General features: G+C 45.6%; 14 protein-coding genes. 7 read left to right on the forward strand and 7 right to left on the reverse strand.

Going from position 1 to position 18,259, the window contains the following annotated elements; translation table 11 throughout:
• The first annotated feature begins 141 nt into the window (after positions 1-141).
• The 3 genes from QUB06_RS02935 to cobT all read left to right on the forward strand — a co-directional run bounded on the left by QUB06_RS02935 (position 142) and on the right by cobT (position 3,649).
• Complete coding sequence (locus QUB06_RS02935; RefSeq protein ID WP_333434036.1) at positions 142-903, forward strand: DUF2232 domain-containing protein; 762 nt, start codon at positions 142-144, stop codon at positions 901-903.
• A 188-nt stretch (positions 904-1,091) separates the two neighbouring features.
• Positions 1,092-2,303: a transposase gene (locus QUB06_RS02940; RefSeq protein ID WP_333434037.1), complete on the forward strand. Its 1,212-nt coding sequence runs from the start codon at positions 1,092-1,094 to the stop codon at positions 2,301-2,303.
• A 239-nt stretch (positions 2,304-2,542) separates the two neighbouring features.
• The gene (gene cobT / locus QUB06_RS02945) at positions 2,543-3,649 is read left to right on the forward strand and encodes a nicotinate mononucleotide-dependent phosphoribosyltransferase CobT (protein ID WP_333434038.1); all 1,107 of its coding nucleotides are present in this window, start codon (positions 2,543-2,545) and stop codon (positions 3,647-3,649) included.
• A gap of 282 nt (positions 3,650-3,931) precedes the next feature.
• On the opposite strand, the gene QUB06_RS02950 is transcribed toward cobT, so the two are convergent.
• Entirely contained in the window at positions 3,932-4,489 is a 558-nt protein-coding gene (locus QUB06_RS02950; protein WP_333434039.1) for a hypothetical protein, read from the reverse strand.
• A 308-nt stretch (positions 4,490-4,797) separates the two neighbouring features.
• Complete coding sequence (locus QUB06_RS02955) at positions 4,798-4,956, reverse strand: hypothetical protein (protein WP_333434040.1); 159 nt, start codon at positions 4,954-4,956, stop codon at positions 4,798-4,800.
• A gap of 48 nt (positions 4,957-5,004) precedes the next feature.
• Here QUB06_RS02955 and QUB06_RS02960 point away from each other — a divergent pair, with 48 nt between their 5' ends.
• Together QUB06_RS02960 and QUB06_RS02965 are read left to right on the forward strand one after the other, a co-directional pair.
• The gene (locus QUB06_RS02960; protein ID WP_333434041.1) at positions 5,005-5,214 is read left to right on the forward strand and encodes a phycobiliprotein lyase; all 210 of its coding nucleotides are present in this window, start codon (positions 5,005-5,007) and stop codon (positions 5,212-5,214) included.
• Positions 5,211-6,320, forward strand: a complete 1,110-nt coding sequence (locus QUB06_RS02965) for an extracellular solute-binding protein (protein ID WP_333434042.1) — start codon at positions 5,211-5,213, stop codon at positions 6,318-6,320. The genes QUB06_RS02960 and QUB06_RS02965 overlap by 4 nt, the downstream gene beginning before the upstream one ends.
• A 343-nt stretch (positions 6,321-6,663) precedes the next feature.
• Here QUB06_RS02965 and QUB06_RS02970 read toward each other — a convergent pair whose 3' ends face one another.
• The 4 genes from QUB06_RS02970 to QUB06_RS02985 all read right to left on the reverse strand — a co-directional run bounded on the left by QUB06_RS02970 (position 6,664) and on the right by QUB06_RS02985 (position 12,823).
• A complete protein-coding gene (locus tag QUB06_RS02970; RefSeq protein WP_333434043.1) occupies positions 6,664-7,170 on the reverse strand; it encodes a hypothetical protein in 507 nt (168 codons plus the stop codon).
• Positions 7,171-7,401: 231 nt separating this feature from the next.
• Positions 7,402-10,626 carry a PAS domain-containing protein gene (locus tag QUB06_RS02975; protein ID WP_333434044.1) on the reverse strand — a complete coding sequence of 1,075 codons (3,225 nt, stop codon included), beginning with the start codon at positions 10,624-10,626 and terminating at the stop codon, positions 7,402-7,404.
• Positions 10,627-11,180: 554 nt separating this feature from the next.
• Entirely contained in the window at positions 11,181-12,311 is a 1,131-nt protein-coding gene (locus tag QUB06_RS02980) for an aldo/keto reductase (RefSeq protein WP_333434045.1), read from the reverse strand.
• A gap of 5 nt (positions 12,312-12,316) precedes the next feature.
• Positions 12,317-12,823, reverse strand: coding sequence for a bifunctional nuclease family protein (locus QUB06_RS02985; RefSeq protein WP_333434046.1), 507 nt, complete (start codon positions 12,821-12,823; stop codon positions 12,317-12,319).
• A 634-nt stretch (positions 12,824-13,457) separates the two neighbouring features.
• Here QUB06_RS02985 and ribE point away from each other — a divergent pair.
• On the forward strand, positions 13,458-14,171 hold the full coding sequence (ribE, locus tag QUB06_RS02990; RefSeq protein ID WP_333434047.1) for a riboflavin synthase: 714 nt from the start codon (positions 13,458-13,460) through the stop codon (positions 14,169-14,171).
• Between the two features lie 416 nt (positions 14,172-14,587).
• Entirely contained in the window at positions 14,588-15,778 is a 1,191-nt protein-coding gene (locus QUB06_RS02995; RefSeq protein ID WP_333434048.1) for a glycosyltransferase family 2 protein, read from the forward strand.
• A gap of 63 nt (positions 15,779-15,841) precedes the next feature.
• Here QUB06_RS02995 and QUB06_RS03000 read toward each other — a convergent pair whose 3' ends face one another.
• Entirely contained in the window at positions 15,842-18,148 is a 2,307-nt protein-coding gene (locus QUB06_RS03000; RefSeq protein WP_333434049.1) for a hypothetical protein, read from the reverse strand.
• Between the last annotated feature and the right edge of the window lie 111 nt (positions 18,149-18,259).

Genomic DNA, 18,259 nt, shown 5'->3' on the forward strand with positions numbered 1-18,259 from the left:
GTGAAACCGGGAATCAGCCGTATCGGGCGCAAGTCCCGTAAAATCTAAAATCTAAAATCTAAAATCGGAAAATCGGGAATCAGCCGTATCGGGCGCAAGTCCCGTAAAATCTAAAATCTAAAATCTAAAATCTAAAATCGGATGAGTGATTTTTTGTCAGCAGATGCTGCGTCTAATTCGGGTAGTTCACCCAGTACAAATAACGAGCCGCAAACCGCCGATATTTCAGCACTGGCTGGCGATCGTACAAATCCAGATCCGGGGAAGCGCCCCTCTGGGGAAGCGCCTTTAAGGCTGGTAGAAACGGCTTTTTTGGCAAGTACCGCTAGCTTAATTTGGCTGGTAAATTATTACTTTCCGCTGGGGCCTTTGCTGCGGGTTTTTTTCCCGATACCCATCGCCCTGGTTTATTTGCGCTGGGGCAACCGAGCAGCTTGGATGGCAGCTTTGGTATCGGGTTTGCTGCTGTCGGTACTCATGGGCCCGACGCGGAGCATTTTATACGTGATGCCTTTTGGAATTATGGGAGTTGCGCTGGGAGGACTTTGGAGGCGCAAAGCGAGTTGGTCACTCTCTGTTAGTGTGGGTGCAGTAATTGGTACTGTAGGCTTCTTTTTTCGGTTTTGGCTGCTGTCAGCGTTGGTGGGTCAAGACCTCTGGGTTTACGTAACCGCCCAGGTAACAGAGATGGTGGAATGGCTGTTTGTGAAGCTGGGCTGGCTTAATGTACCGAGTTTGAACACAATTGCGGCGATCGCCGCCGGGATGATTTTGGTTAACAATATTGTCTATTTATTTGTAGTACATTTAGTAGCTTTGCTGCTATTAGATCGTTTGGGAAATCCAATTCCGCGGCCCCCAAGCTGGGTTCAAGTTTTGATCGATTATAACGATCAAGCATGAAAACCCCGTGACTTTAGTCCGGGGAAGAAAAGCATAAGGAGGCTTTAGCCTCCCAGTTCCTTTGTTAGAACCAAGTTTTTACGACTAACTTTATAGTATACGAAACTTACGTGTAAAGCTTTGTGAACAACTCAAGCGATATTAAGCCGATGTTGTTAGCATAAGGAGATCGTGATGAGGTCGAAGTCATGCTAGTTTTTGAATTCAAAGCATACGGAAAAAAGCAGCAATTTGCCGCTGTAGACGAAGCAATTAGAACAGTACAATTCATCCGTAACAAAGCATTGCGATTTTGGATGGAAAACCAAAAAGTCAACAAGTATGACTTGAATAAGTACAGCGCTGTTTTAGCTAAAGAATGGACGTTTTGTGATGACTTGAACAGCATGGCTCGACAATCAAGCGCCGAAAGAGCGTGGTCGGCAATCGCCCGATTCTACGACAACTGTAAAAAGAAAATCCCAGGAAAAAAGGGTTTTCCGCAGTTTCAGAAAGACAATGGGTCGGTCGAATATAAAACGACCGGGTGGCGGATGGCAACTGACCGAAAATATATCACTTTTACCGATAAAAAAGGCATCGGAAAACTCAAGTTGAAAGGAACGCGAGACTTACATTTCTATCAGCTTAGTCAAATTAAGCGAGTACGCTTAGTCAAACGAGCCGATGGATATTACGTCCAGTTTTGCATTCAAGTTGACCGTTCCGAGAAGATTGAAGTTACAGGTAATGCTATTGGATTAGACGTGGGGCTCAAAGAGTTCTACACAGACTCTAATGGTGTTACCGTCGAAAATCCGCGTTTTCTGGGCAAAGGAGAGCGCCGACTAAAGAAAGCCCAAAGGCGGCTTTCAAAGCGAGTCAAAGGTTCAGAAAACAGAAAAAAAGCTAGGGTAATTCTAGGAAAACGCCACCTCAAAATAAGTAGACAGCGTAAAGATTTTGCTGTGAAATTAGCAAGATGCGTCATCCAGTCAAACGACTGTGTAGTCTATGAAGATTTGAGAATCAAAAACATGGTGAAGAATCACTGCTTAGCTAAATCAATTAACGACGCATCTTGGTATATGTTTCGAGTGTGGATGGAATATTTCGGTAAAGTATTCGGAAGAATTACAATTGCCGTACCAGCCCACGGGACGAGTCAAGAATGCTCTAGCTGCGGAACCATTGTTAAGAAAAGTCTATCAACACGAACCCACGCTTGTCGGTGCGGCTGCGTGTTAGATCGCGATCACAACGCAGCTAAAGTAATCCTAAGTCGGGGATTGAGTACGGCGGGGCACGTCGGAACTAGGATCTTAGATCCGAACGCTTGTGGAGAGTTGACCGCTACCGATGTTGAAGTAATTCTGCATCGGCAAGTCGATTCTGCGAATCAAGAATCCCCTCGGCTTTAGCCAGGGGAGTGTCAAGAAGAGTAGTTATTGGGCATGGGGCATCGGGCATCGGGCATCGGGCATTGCTAATTGCTAATTGCTAATTGCTAATTGCTACTAAATAACTAATGACTAATAACTAATGACTAATAGACCTCTCCAGAAAAGCAAGTCTTGAACAGGCAGGATACCTGTTCCACAATAATTATTCCAGATATCTAATGACTGCTGACTACTGACTACTGACTAATGACTAATTTATGATTGGTATTTATACAGAAATTGAACAGGGTCAGCGGTGGCTCGATCGCTATCGGGGACGAAAACCGATATTTGCCTGCGTGTTAGGATTTACCGCTACTGGCTTAATTCCGGGGATTTCAGCAGCAGGAGCAACCCCGCACGATCGGCAATTTACTTGTTTAGCCGATGCAGAATTTTTGTATAACGGCCCTCAACCGTCGCCCCAATATCCTTTGCCGCCCCTAGAAGCGGGTGCCTCGCCGGTACTGATATCTCGCGCTGTAGTCGAAGCTTTGGAACTTCCCCTTTACCTATTTAATGCTGGTTTGCCCCTCCCACCTACCGTACCTGCAATTGATTTGGGCGGCACTCCGGCAAAGTGTCTGATTTCTGGGAATGCTTTAGAACTCGAAACAGTCAAACATTTGCTCGAACAAGGATTAATTTGGGGAGCTAAATTGGCTGCTCAAACTAATGGCAGCTATTTAATTTTAGGGGAGTGCGTAGTTGGGGGAACGACTACTGCTTTGGGCGTGTTAATGGGTTTGGGTATTGCAGCGGCGGGCAAAGTTAATAGTTCTCATCCTCGCTGCAATCACCCTCAAAAATTGGCTGCGGTGACAGCGGGACTCAATAATGCTGAGTGGGAAATTAACGGACAAAACAGCACTCCCCTGGAATTGGTAGCGGCGGTGGGCGATCCGATGCAAATAGCGGTGGCGGCAATGGCGATCGCCGCGAGTCGAACTTGCGGGGTGCTTCTGGCCGGGGGTACGCAAATGCTGGCAGTGTACGCTTTGATGCAAGCCTTAGCCCGTGAATATGCTCTCTTTTGGCTTCCCGAACAAGTCGCGGTGGGGACTACGCGCTGGGTAGCCGAAGACCCTACAGGAGACACTGTAGGACTTGCTAATGATATCGGCGGTGTGCCTCTGTTGGCCGCGCAGCTAAGTTTTGCTGGATCTCGCTACGGGCAACTGCAAGCTTACGATCGCGGCTATGTTAAAGAAGGGGTCGGTGCGGGAGCCTGTGCGATCGCCAGTGGCTTGGCTGCAAATTGGACTCCCACTCAACTCCTCCACGCTGTTGAAGCTTTAGCCTCGCGCTGTGACATTAAACATTAAGTAGATAGTTATAAGAATCGATGCCAGATTTGTGAACTTCTCTCTTTCTTCTCTTTCTTCTCTCTCTCTGCGTCCTCTGCGCCCTCTGCGGTTTGTAAAAAAATCTTGTTCACCAAAGAAATAGCCTTCCTATTTCTACACAATATCTCCCTTTCATGCAGTATTCCCCCTGCTAATTGCGGGAGATAAAAAACTCTATGCAATGAATCTATAAGTAGACGAGCATAAATCAACGCAACTTGTATTTTTTTTGAATTACTACCCGATCCCCGCTAGCAATATTTAATTAGGCCCGCCTAGATGTTGCGAGTGCATTCTTTTGGAGAGCAACTGTTCTTCCAAGGCGGCAATTCGATTGTAAGCTGCTGTTAGCTGAGCTGTTAAGCGCTGGATTTGAATCTCTGCGCTCAGCTCTTTTTCCAAGCTTTGAGAATTCTTGTCGAAGTAGTTGTCATCTAACAGTATGTCCTTGTGTTCGAGGAGGGCGTCGAGACTGCTGTAGCTTTGATAGGGCGAGGTTTGGTCATTTCCTAGCGTTCCAGAGCGATCGTTTCTCTGTTGCTGGGTCAGCTTCGTCTCCTTAGCCGACTCCAAGAGCTTTTCATTGAGGTTTTCTATGAGTTTGTAGAGGGCCTCGACTTGTTGGCTCAATACTGTAACTTGCTGGCGGAGCGCTTCCATACAATTATCCTTTGGCTCGTAACTTATATCTTTACATTTTAGGTAAATCTTTACATAACTTGGATTTATCACTAAATTATTTAATTTTTGACGTAATTGTTGTGTTTCCAATCCTGGCGGTAGATTTAGGAAGCCAGCTTGAAGATAATCGCTCGCCATTCGTGAGTCGATTGTAGATTTTAGATTTTAGGTTTTACATAGTCTTGGACACAGGAACCGGGTTGGTTAACCCCCATACTTCGTTCAAACCTTCAATCAGAGTTAAAACGTCGGGTTTCTGAGAGTCGGATCGCAGAGCGTCTTATTAGATTGACTTCGCTCTCGCCAGTGCTTTCAGGATTCAGATGAATGGATGTTTAGTTTTTTTAGTTATTAAGCTGTGGCAGATTTAAAAATAATTTTTCACTTCGGTTGTGTAAAAAGCCTCATCCAACGGCAGATGGCAGCGCTCTCGTTGTTTCGTTATATTAAAAAATGTAACACAGATGCAGTCGATCAACCGGGCTGCCGAGCAAAACTCGATCAAAGGAACTTGGGGCAGAGAAATCAGGCGTTAAGTTGACGGAGTTTTCGGCATCCGAAAGCTCGATCGACAAGGTAGAAGGTAAAATCAGGGCAAGAGCCAATCGATTTTAGATTTTAGATTTTAGATTTTAGATTTGAGAATTGAAGCATTGACCCCACGGATAAATTCGGGGGCTTGTATCCTGGATGCTTTCGGTCAAACAGGCTCTCTTGGCAGCAGAACCGAGTACAATGGCTCTGTGTTTGAAAAAGAAATAAGACAAATCGGCGCCAACTACCGGACTCGACAAACAATTATTTCCCCGGCTGTAGAACACAAAACGATGGGTCAATATTTAGAAAAGCGGATTGACAGGTGAAACGAAGGTCTTTGCTATTGGGGGCCGCCACCCTAACTTTAAGTCAATTGGCGGCAGGGTGCGACTCGAAGCCCATTCTCAAAATTCGATCGCTCAAAAACGGTATTCCGGCCCAACTGGTAAGCAAATTTAGCCGCGATGTACAACCGTCTCCGCTTTTGCAGGTAACGCAAGAAGGACAATTAAAAGAATTATTCGCCCTGTTGCAGCAGTGGAAACAGGTTCCCGAATCAAAAAATCAAGCTAACTTGGTGATGTTGGGAGATTACTGGCTGACTTTGGCAATTAGGCAAAAATTGATTAAGCCGATCGATCCTGCTAAGTTTGCTAATTGGCCACAATTGCCCGAAAGATGGCAAAAACTCGTCAGGCGCAACGATGAGGGTAAATTAGATCCTCAAGGTAAAGTGTGGGCTGCACCTTACCGCTGGGGAAGCACGGTAATTGCTTATCGAACCGACAAATTTAAGGCTTTGGGGTGGACTCCGACAGATTGGAAAGACTTGTGGCGAGTCGAATTGCGCGATCGAATTTCTCTGCCGGACAGTGCCAGAGAAGTTATCGGTTTAACATTAAAAAAACTCGGAAAATCTTACAATACGCAGCAATTAGATCAAGTCCCAAATCTTAAAAAAGAACTCGCAAATCTGCACCAACAAGTTAAACTTTATAGTTCTGATTCTTACCTGCAACCATTAGTTTTAGGCGATACTTGGTTGGCAGTAGGTTCCTCTGGGGACTTGCTGCCGCTGCTGCAAACTCAAAAGGATATTGCTTTAGTAGTTCCGGTTTCGGGAACTGCACTTTGGACAGATTTGTGGGTACAACCAGCATCCGGTAATCCAGTTTCGTTAGTGGAAAAATGGATTGATTTTTGCTTACAACCTCGGGTTGCTCCTCAATTATCTTTGCTGGCTAAGGCTAGTTCGCCGATAATTGTCGGCATGAAACCCGAAGATTTGCCGGAAGCTGTTCGCACTAATTCTGTGTTGTTGCCGGATGCGAAGATTCTTGCTGCTAGCGACTTTATGCTGCCTTTTGGGGATGCGGGTATTCAGCAATATCGATCGCTCTGGCAAGAAACTAGGCAAGTAGTGAGAAGTTAAATTACAGTCCTCCCGCGAGCCCGCCAGGGGTTGAAACCCCTGTCTAATAGCTAAAGTCCTCTCAAAGAGGACTGAAGAACTCATCTCATTTCCGGTTACACTCATACATGATGTTGACTGTTGAGAGTTGACTGTTGACGCCGTGAACAGTCAACCGTCAACGCCGTGAACACTGAACTGGAATTTACTATTCCGATGCTAACGGATTTGATATCATTAGTCGTCTTCAGACGACTTTAGCTTTGAGGCAGGGGTTTCAACCCTTGCCGGACTATGGGTTTGACCTTAAGTTGACACTCCCAAAGGCACGGCGCCGTGTCCTAACTCTTGTAGGGACACTAATCTAAAATCCTTTCACCCTTCCTCGAAGACCTGGATTTGAGAGAGATTCTAAATCAATCCGACAGTTAAGCCGATCGCCCTTGCACGAATAAACTGCCAAAGCAGTGCCTTGACGGTTGCAAACTCGCACATTGTAACCATAATCGTTGGCGACAGTGCCAAATCGGTTAACAAACTGATAGCGTTCCATATAATCGAGCAAACTCCAAAGTTGGCGATTGACTATGAGAATTACCCAAGTATTGCCGGGATCTACAAACCAGCGATCGAGCAATTTTCCCCCAAAGAGTTTTTGAGCTAACCACAGACTCGGAACGCTTTTTTCGGTTTGCGAAAGCGGAGGCGGCGGGAAATTAGCAGCGTTGCCAGTCGGGCAGCTCGGCTGCTGGGAATATGCGGCCGATTGTCCCCACAGCAAGGCTCCGAAGCACGCAGAACCCGCAATAAGGAACAAAAATAAACTTTTTGTCAAAATGCAATTCTTGCGGGGATAAACATCGTATTTCATAATAATTGTTTTATTTTTTATATATTTCCCGTAGGGTCGCATTTTACCAACCATTTATGTCGGAAACTCGCCATCTATAAAACCCGCCCCCGCACAGCACATAACCTACATCAACCTTACATTTTATTAGAGGCAAAAGATGTACATTGCGATTGTTTGTTGTGTGGGGGCGGGTTTATTAGATTGTTTTTTTTTGCTTTTATTGTTGGTAAAGCCCCCACTACACTCATGTTAAAATTCCGATCGCCTAAACAATGAAGCAGGCAGACAAGCAGTAAAAGTAGAACCGCAATCTAACTCGCTAGTAACTTCAATATCGCCGCCCATCATCTGACAAAAACGCTGGCTGATAGTCAGTCCCAAACCCGTACCGCCGTACTTGCGAGTAGTTGAATTGTCGGCTTGAGTAAAAGGTTGGAACAGTCGCTCTTGCTGCTCTGGTGTCATGCCGATGCCCGTGTCCGTCACTCGGAAAATTAAAAAATCTGCATCCAAAATTAACAGTTGAGCAACTCTCGGTTGATATTTATTTTTTAATTCTTCACTGGTAATTCTTTCGACAGTAAGCACGATCGTCCCATTAGCAGAAAATTTAGCAGCATTGCTGAGCAAATTCAGCATTACCTGCCGCACTTTCATCAAATCGCCGTGCATCGCGCCGATATTGTCAGAACTCAATACTTCCAAAGTATTGCCGTTTTTATCCATTAGCGGTTTGATAGTTGTTATCACCTCCTCGATTAAGCCTCCAACATCGAAGCTTTCGAGGTAAATCTCCATCTTGTCAGCTTCAATTTTGGAGATGTCGAGAATGTCCTCAATTAGGCGCAGCAAGTGTTTGCCAGCAGTGCGAATTTTGTCTAAATCCGAGACTATCTGTAAGTTGCCTAACTCTTCGGCATCTTCCACCAGCATATCGCTGTAGCCGATAATCGCGTTCAGGGGAGTGCGTAACTCGTGGCTCATGTTTGCCAGAAAAGCACTCTTGGCGCGGTTGGCGAGTTCTGCGGCTTCTTTAGCCAACTGCCATGCTTCCTCAGCGTCTTTGCGTTCGGTGATATCCCGCAGTGTCGCCACCACCGCTTCGACGCTGCCGTCTGTCGCACAAACCGGGCTGAGAATGTACTCGTAGTCGCGGGTTCCCCAGTTTGCCGTGGGGACAATTACTTCGCCTTTAACGGGTTCGGCTGTGGCAAATATGCGGTCGCATTCTTGGTGAACCCGCTGCATAATTGTTGGTGGCCAGCCTAATTCCTGCCAAGTTTTGCCAATCATTTCTCTGGGGTTCATGCCGGCAGCTTGAGCGGCGGTGCGGCTGACATAGGTGTATTTTCCCGATCGATCTACTAGAAAAATTAGGTCAAGAGAAGCGCCGAGAATCCCGTCCACTGTTCTGGCGTGTCGGGCTACCTGAGCGGTCATTTGTCTGACTGTGATGGCGCCGCGGACTCTGGCGGCGAGTTCAAACCGCAAGAGTTCGTTGGCTTGTTTGAGGAATAGGGTGCGCTGTTCGACTTCTATTTCTAGTTCTGCTTTGGCTTTTTCTAGGGTGCGTTCGGCAAGTTTGCGATCGCTCACATCTGTAGAAATTGTACCTACTGCATAAGCTTTACCTTCGGAGTTGCAGAGGGGAAATTTCAGAGAAATATAAGTGTGCGGGCCATCGTCTTGAGGGATGATTTCTTCGATGGTTAGGGGCGAGGAGGATTCGAGAACTTTCAGGTCGTTTTCCCGCAAAGCTGCTGCTTTGTCTTGGGGAAAAATCTCGCCGTCGGTTTTCCCTGTTATTTGCTCTTTTGCGATCTCGAACAAATTGTCAAAATGGCGGTTGGTGAGCAGGTATTTTCCGTCAACATCTTTGATGTAAATTACTGCTGTTGAGTTGTCTAAAATCGCTTGCAGCAGTGCTTCGCTCTTTCGCAGGGCTTTTTGAGTGTTTTGGCGATCGAGTATTTCTGGCTGCAATTCCAAGTTGAGGCGATTTAAGTCTTGCCAAGCTTCCTGGACTTGATTTAAGGCGATCGCGCTTTTTTCTAATTCTGTATTTTCTGTATTTACCTGTCGCGACTGGTTTGAGACGGAGTTTTCGGGCAATTCTAGGGGTTGGAAAGCGAGCGGGATATGGGGATTTGCGATCTGGCGATCGCCAGCCAATTTTTTATATCGAAAATCTACGGCTAATTGACCATCTAAACTCGATTTTTTAGGGAATAAATCGGGGAATTCGCCGAAATTTAAATTGTCATAAATTATATCAAATGTCCGCGATCGCTGTGGCGGTTCGGCGCTGGAGTTAAATGCCCAATTCCCGTCTGCTGTTGATAAATCTGAGTTAGCGGGTTTAGCAATCCGGCGAGTGAGGGCAACTCCCAAGGCGAATGGGACAAGGGCAGCCGCAGACATTGCCAGCAGCCAGTTGTTGCCCCACCAAGTTGCGATCGAGGTTTTGGGGATGCCCCGCACTAAAATTACAGCGGGTTTTCCGGCTAAATTATTCAGAGATTTTGCGGCTACTGTATAAGCCTGATTCCCTATTTTTATTTGCTGAGCAACTGGTTTGCCATCGGCGGCGCGTGCAGAGATCAGTAGCGATCTGTCCATCCACTGTAAGTCGGGCAACCGTTGATTTTTCGTAACACTTTGTCCACTTACCAAGACATATTTGCCCTCATTAAGCGGTGCATAAATAGCGTAAAATCCGACGAGTGGATTGACTGTTTCGCTATTTGCGATCATTGGAATTTGGGTCAGATTTCTTCCTAAAAATAAAGCAGCGATAACAGTCTGATTTTTGGAATTTTTTACGGGAATTTCTGAGTAATTCACAATAACACGTTCGCTCAATCCCGTTTGCAAAGTTGGCAATTGTTTGGGATTTTCAGATTTAGCCAGAATTTTGCTGGTCGTAATTGGCTCTTTTTTTGCTAATACTTGATAGGCTAGGTTGCGAGGATTAAAACTTTGTCCCTCTTGGTTGAGATTAACGCTAACAATTATCTTCCCATCTTTCCCCACTAAAGCTGCACTGTGTATGGCTCCTGTTTTGACTTGATTTTCTAGAATTTGCTTGACAGATTTTTGCAAATATGATATTTTTTTACCGCTGTTGTAAGCTAAAGCTGTTTGGGCGATCGTTTTGCTGTCAGAAGAGTTTTGCAAACGGTCGGCGGCGCGATCGAGTTGGAGATTGTAGTTAATTTCACTAAGGCTCAGTTCAGATTTAGCTTGATTTTGCAGTTCGTTGCTTCCAACTGCCGATGTTAGCCAAAGTGCTGCTCCCGTTAGTCCGACTGGCAAGATAGTTTGTAAAGTCAGCAGTCCGATTAGCTGTTTTTTGGTAAGAGATAAGTTGTAGGTACACGGCTTGAAAGCTGCTTTCAATCTTCTTTCGGAAGTCGCAACTTTAGTTGGTTGCAGACAATTTTGCTGGCTGTCGTTTAACTGAGTATGAGCCATAGTAGTAAATGCGGGATCGGTTGTAGATGACAGGCCATCAATTAATCGGGAAGGCAATCAATCAATTTTAGATTTGAGATTTTAGAGCTAAGACTTCGGCGTGAGCGCTCAGTTGAACGATTTTAGATTTTATATCTAGTTGGGTTAATCAATCGTCATAAAATTATTCGGTATCGCCCGCGCCCACCCAGCAAGAAAATGACTGGGGTATTCTCAAAGAAATCAGTTTCTCGGTGTTAATCAGATTGTCTTATTTAGTTGTTTTTACATCTACTGTCGGCTCCTATTTAAAGTGTGTTGGGAGCATCCAAATGAGTGCTTTGACAAGAGTGCGAGCCGGAGAGTTCCCGCTTAGATGTAGGCTTGGCTGTGCAAGATACTCGCACTCCTCAAAAAGGCTTTTTGCCATGTTGCGGGAGGCTGGCGCATAGACTCGCCAAACTAAGTAGTTGTTCGATCGACTGTATCCTAAATTTACTTAAACCAAAGTTTAGCGTAATTATTGCAACACTTATATACGCTCGATCGCCTTTTCCCTGCTTCACACCTTTTTTTCAATCCCACAACCGCCTACCTGCTTTGCCGGCCAGTCGCTGGTGAGTATCTTTGAGCAAGGTTGGGATGTCTAACTCTTCGGGACACCGGGGCAAACATTCGCCACAATCGGTGCAGCGGTTGCCTTTGCTGCCGGGGAACCAGTGTCCGGCATTTTCAAACATGGCGTAGCGGTATTTGCCAAAGTCAGTCATGTCGCACCCGACGGCGAGATTGCGGAGTCGCAATACTTCGGGAATGTTGATGTTTTCCGGGCAAGGCAAACAGGCATAGCACTGGCTGCATTTGTCAGCTTTCAAAGTCGCTGCCATAACCGATTCTAGCCGATCGAACGCAGCGATTTCGGTGTTGGTGAGGGGAAAGTCGCGATCGGCATATTTCAGGGGTTGCTCTAATTCTGTCGCATTTGCAGGGCCCACACTCAAAGTCCCAATTCTAGTATCGCTAAGTAAAAACCGATAGTTTAACTCTAAGGGCGAGAAAGGCGAGCACAATTGTGCGAGAGTTTCCGGGGGCGTGTAGAGTTGCCCTCCTTTATCTGCCGGGGAAATGATGAAAACGCCCATATCTTTGTCTTTGGCGAGTTCAATTGCCGGGGCGTTGCTCTGAAAAAAATAGTAATAATGCAGATTGACAAATTCAAACAAATCTGTATTGATTGCAGCCAAAATCAGATCCAGAGGCCCGTGAGTCGAAAAGCCGACGTGCCTAATGCGACCATCGGCGAGGGCTTTGCGTACAGATTCCATGCAGCCTGTGGGCGATCGCACAATCGCCAAATGTTCCCAAGTATTCAAACCGTGAATTGCCAGACAATCGATATAGTCTAAATTCAGGCGTTTGAGGGATGCGTCGATGCAGCGTTCCATTGCTGCTGCATCCTCGGTTGGGGAAATTTTTGTAGTGACGTGGAGGCGCGATCGATCGACAGACAAACCAGCCGAAAGGGCCGCGCCAAGATATTCCTCGCTGCAACCGTAACCTGCAGCCGTTTCCAGGTGATTGATTCCCTGAGACACCGCCTGTTGTACAGTCTGACAGGCAGTTTCCTCAGAAGCCAAATAGCGCATGGTTCCCAAGGAAAATACAGACAGGTGCAACTCCGTTTTGCCAAACCGTCGATAGCGCATAAAGTTTAGGAAGTTTCGCCCGGGCTGAAGCCGCTTCTCTTAATCAAATCCTCTGGACGGAGGTTTGAAATAAATTCCCGGAAGGCCCGGCGTTCTGCCTCATCAGCATCTCGATCGACTGGTATCGAAGCATCGGCGACGACTTCTTCCATCACCCAGATGGGGCTATTCGTTCGCAAGGCTAGGGCGATCGCGTCGCTAGGTCGGGCATCGATCTCTTTTTTAACTTCTCCGTGACGGACGATCAGCACGGCATAGAACGTGTTATCTTGCAGCGAGTGAATAACTATGCGCTCCAAGGTAAGACTCCATGCCTCTAAAAAATTGACCATCAGATCGTGAGTTAAAGGCCGAGGAGGCTTGTGGCCTTCGATCGCGCTAATAATAGCCTTTGCTTGCTCCTGACCGATATAAATAGGCAAAGCCCGTCGCTCAGTAGCGTCTCTCAATAGGACAATAGGACTGCGCGTGGCTGCATCTAAGGCAATTCCAGCGACTTTCATTTCAATCATAAAAATGCTCGGTAAGTGGGAAACTCAGAGACTTTAGTCCTGAGAGGGAAACAACATGGGCGGTTTCAACACATTCGACTACGCTCAGTGAGCACCACCTTGAATCCCCTTTCCCCTTTCGGGGGTAGAGGGGTATGGTTGCCCCTCTTTGGAGATATGGTTGTCTCCGGCTCCCTTTCGGGGTAATGTTCGCTTCGCCAATGTTATGAGAGCTTGTTAGACTTGCAACACTGTCTCAGTGACCTTAAGACTGTTTAATTGCAAATGACAGGGCGGAAAACTAGCGTCGCATTCTCCGGTGTCGTGACTCAAATAACGTAGCCAGTTAAGGCTGAGGCTGGTCAGCACAGCTTGCTTCGATTGCTCTTACAAGCTCAGTCCCTGGTTTTAGGGCTGGGTTACTGACAGAATTAAGAAACTGCAAGGCGGTAGAAAACTCGGACATAAAGATGACCTAAATCCAGTATGACTCGATCTTCGCCTGAATCTGCAACTGATCTGGGACTATCGATTTTAGATTTTAGATTTTAGATTTTCGATAGACTCCGGGGGAGAGGGGGACAGCAAAACCTCCTGCGTCTGGTTTGTGCCTGTGGTTTCATGTAAATAAGCGATCGACTAAGGAAAAATACTTATGTTTACAGGACTAATTCAATCTCTCGGAAAACTGAAGTCGCTAGGCAACGATTATTTCCAAATTTCCTGCACCTCAAACAACTCGTACCTAATTTTACAAGATTTAGCCATTGGGGACAGCGTAGCCGTGGATGGAGTCTGTTTGACGGTAGTGGAAGTTCTGCCGCAAGGTTTTGTCGCCGTCGCTTCCCCAGAAACTCTCCGGCGCACTACTCTGGGATCATTCCCCGATGCTTTGGTGAACCTAGAAACCTCCCTGCGCGCCGGTAGCAAATTGGGGGGACATTTTGTGACGGGGCACGTAGATGCGATCGGCACTTTAGCCACATCAACCCAAACCGCCAATGCTTGGGAGATGCGGTTTACTGCCCCACCAACAGCAAATTCGGGATGGCAACGTCAAATCGCACCTTACATCGTTTCCAAGGGCAGCATCGCCGTCAACGGCATCAGCTTAACCGTGGCAGATTGCGATGCTGACGGCAATTGGTTTGAAGTTGCTGTCATTCCCCACAGTTTTGGTGAGACAAACCTCAGCTATTTGCAACCAGGAAGTTTAGTAAACTTAGAAGCAGATATTCTGGGCAAGTATGTCGCCAAATTTCTCCGCAGCGGCTCAAAATCCCATCCCGAACCTTGGGAAGAAACCCCGGCACTCAACAGTTTGGGAACAATTACACCAGAATTCTTAGCAGAACACGGATTTATTTAATCAATGAAACAATAAAAATCATGGCTGAACGAAGTAGCTGTGGGCTGCGTCAGCCACGAATTCTTTTATCAATAATTGACTGCTCTGAGCTGACGCACCTACTAACTGCGGTTCCTTAATTAAATTCTTGTAACTTCTGGAGCTTTTCTTTGCTATCCTGGATTTTATCAATTGACATCTCCTTACCTTTAAAAATATAACTTTTAGTTGTAGTCTATCACCATTCTCTTCGTTGGGAAAAGTCATTGAAACGTGCTACATACCATTGACGTTGAACAGAGAATGCGGTAAATTGTTATTAGGGATTTATTGGCTATCTCTTCCACCGACTGTGTAAGTTTTGACTGCGACGAGTGTAAGGTAGAGCTGACAATCTAGAAAGAAAAATTTTTTTTGAAAAACCTTGTTAAAAGCCAATGCAGCCAGATTCTCAAAAATCCCACAATTTTCCTCTCGTCTCAGTCATTATTCCTGCTTACAACGCTGAGCCATTTATTGAAGAAACTGTGAAATCAGTTCTCGCTCAAACTTATCCAGCAATTGAAGTTTTAGTAGTCGATGACGGTTCCCAGGATCGAACCTCTGAAATTGTAAAAAAAATTGGCAAGAAAGATTCTCGCGTCCAGCTTCTGAAACAGCCAAATTCTGGAGTCGCTGCTGCTCGAAACTTAGGAATTGAAAAGTCGAGAGGAGAATATATTGCTCCCATTGATGCCGATGATATTTGGTATCCTGAAAACATTGAAAAACAAGTTCAATGTATGTTGCAGGGAGGAGCAGAAGTAGGGGTGGTCTATTCGTGGACAGTGGACTTGGATGAAAAAGGATTGCTAACAGGAGGATTCCGGTCTTTTAGAATTGAAGGTGACGTGTACGCCACCCTAATCTGCCACAACTTTATAGGAAACGCGAGTGCTTCTCTGATCCGTCGCAGTTGTTTGGAAAAGGTGGGGGTTTATGACCAGACATTGAAGGAAAGGAATGCTCAAGGCTGTGAAGACTGGGACTTGTACCTGCGGATAGCAGAGCTTTATCAATTTCGAGCGGTGCCGGAATTTTCAATTGGCTATCGCAGGATGTATAACACTATGTCTACCAACTATACGACAATGGCGAATTCTCAATCTTTGATGCTGCAAGCTGCCAAGCAACGGCATCCCGAAATTCCCGATTTCCTGCACCGATTATCTACCAGTAATTTTTTGCTGTACTTAGCGAACCAAAGCAGCCGCAACGGCCGCGATCGCACCGCGCTCTTTTGGTTATTCCAAGCTTTAAAAACTGAGTGCATCTCACCCTTATTGCGTTCTGGCTTTTACATAGTATTGGGAAAGAGCCTTTTAAACCTATTATCCCAGTCTGGGAAACATCAGGATGCTCTAGATGCACCTGTGAGAGTAGAAGATACGCCATCCTCTGAGAACCAACCGATCTGCCGGGAGGTGTTGGTAGAGATCCGGCGCAAAAAGATCGAATTAATGGTAACGATAGGGAACATTTTTCACCGCTCAATTTCCCTCCTTGTCAAGCGAAATCAACCAAATATTGACACGCTCCCTCAAGTGAACATTAGCGCCACTCCCCCGACAGAGGCAGAGTTGTCTTAATGAAAAAAGAAATTAAGACTATTAAAACGTAATTACGCACTGCAACGCAGTGGCGGTGAGCAGTTACCAATTTTTCAAACGATACAACACCGACTCAGTATTAAAATCTTTTCCGAAAACTGGTTGCAGCGGGCCCTCGGCACTTGTCAGCCAAGATAGAGCTTTTTTGGTAGCTCGGTCTGTCCCATACACGGGTCCGAATCCCACAGTCCTAATTTTATTTCGGCGGAGGTTGTCAATCCATGCCGAAAGTCGATCGGCTCTAAACGGCACATATAAAACTTGTCTGTCCCAATTTCTCCCATAAAACAGGTAGCTGCGGGAACTTAAAAAGAAGCCTATTCTTTCATCAGATACTGTATTTTTATCGATATACTCGTAAATGCCGCGATACAGTTCTGTGCGAGCAACATCTCGCTTTTCCCTCGCCACCCAACTAGCACTTACCATCAATGCTATACATATACAAATTATCATTATGTAACTCGACTTCTTCAGGCTGGTAAGTAGATTTTTTAACCAGATTAAATTAGGAGGGTGCTTAAATATAATCCAACCCAGCAGCAGTAATCCAATAAAAACTAACAGATATATTGCTAAATATCGAAAACTGGGGGCTAATATTTTGATCGCAATATTGATAGCTTCCCCGAAATTAGATTTCAACTTGTCAACCAATCCGGTTCCCCAAATAATACTCTTTCCGGTAAAAGAAGCATTTTTAAAAATGTCACCAATTGTGCTGCTAGTAATGCCAGAAATACTGCTAACTAAAACAACTGCGACAACCACTCGATTTCGCGTTTTTAACTTAGTTGCTGTAGCTGCGGCTGCGATGCCCAGCAAGCTTAAAAAGGGAAATCCGTATCTGAGATTGGGACCGAGTAAAGGGCTGATTTGACCGATCAAGTCTCCTGCAGTACCCGACGAGTAAGGTGTAATTAAATACAGAATTCCGGTGCTGGCGAGAACTACAATTAAAATGATATTATTTTGATTAATTATTCGGGTTTTACCTTGGATAAAAGCCAGAAATGCTGCCAATACCTGAAGTGCGAACGCCAGAAATGGCAGTTGCAATCTAATGATAACTTGTAAGCCGAGAGTTTGCCAATGGGAAATATTACGGGGATTAAATTGAGCTGCTAAAGTGCTTTGCCAAATCTTGAAAAGTGGCGAAGCGGGCGACGCAGGTAGGGTAGGTGTTGGCTGCTGTACGGGAGACGGTAAGGCAAAAGGCTGTAAGGGAATTTTAAGAACGCCGACTTCGCCGACAGGATAATTGATTTGCAGCAAGTTTCTCGTATACCAAAAACCTCCTAAAAGCAAGCAACAAGCTATGCCGCACAGCAAGACTGGTTTGAGAAAGTGGCGAATTCTAAAACTAGCTGGTGTGGAATTTTTATTAAAGACGAATCTTTTAATTTCTAATATTGCTAATCCTACTAAAAGTGAGGCTGCATATACTATCCCAGTGATTTTTATTCCGGCTAGCATTCCTGCGGCTGCCAAAAAGAGGGAGAGTTCGGATTGCGAGCGGCTGCTATGATAGGATAAACCTAGATACAAACCCACTGTAAATATTGCAGCTAGCGGTAAGTCGACGTGAATCGTGTTAACTTGGTTTAGCACCATCGGTACTGTCAATACTAAAGATGCTGCTGCCATACCGTGAATTCGGCTTGCGCCAAATTTTACGCTCAATAGATAGACGGCAATTCCCTCAAGTACCCACGCAATTAGCAGGGGAAAAGCCGCGAGAAAATCTTCTCTGAAGGGGAGTACACACAAAACAGATAAAACGTGCCAATTGTACGGATATACTTTAGCTTGCTCCTGATCGAAAATCCAATTTCCGATGGCATCTAATAATGTAAATGAATGAGTTTGATACCATCGGGCGATCGCAGGCAGCTGAAACCACAATGAATCATAATTGGTTGTGGGTTTGGTTGCGAGAGTTTCCAACAGCACAACTCCTGCAAAAGCGGCGGCACCAATAATGAGATATTCGGATTGGCCTAGAGGCTGCTGGAGTTGGGGAATCGGCCACTGCGAGAAGGTAAAAGCTCTGTGGTTTTTGGCATAAATGACGATTAAACCGATCGCACAAATCAGAATTTCTACTATAATGACCGCAGAAATATTTAGTCGCTCGGCACTTCCTAAAATCAAGCCGATACAAACTTGTACAATGCTCCATCCCGTCAGGAGTACGAGGAGAAAATGGGGAAATGAATAGTTCTTGTTTTCGTTGTGATTCTCGAATGCCAGAGACAAGCTTAAGGGAATCGGGCAGACTACAATAATCAGAAATAAAATTAATTCCCACAAATGCTGCGCTATTAGCATAAGCTGCAAGTTACCCATTTTTATTGGTTTTTCTTGGTTCCGAGGTTTTTTCTGGTAAAGAGAAATCCATCGGATCTGATATCAACACATCTTGCGCCATGCTCAGCCACAGGGTAGGAGTGCCGATTT

Origin of the sequence: Microcoleus sp. D2_18a_D3 (genome assembly GCF_036702455.1) — a bacterium.
Classification (GTDB): domain Bacteria; phylum Cyanobacteriota; class Cyanobacteriia; order Cyanobacteriales; family Microcoleaceae; genus Microcoleus.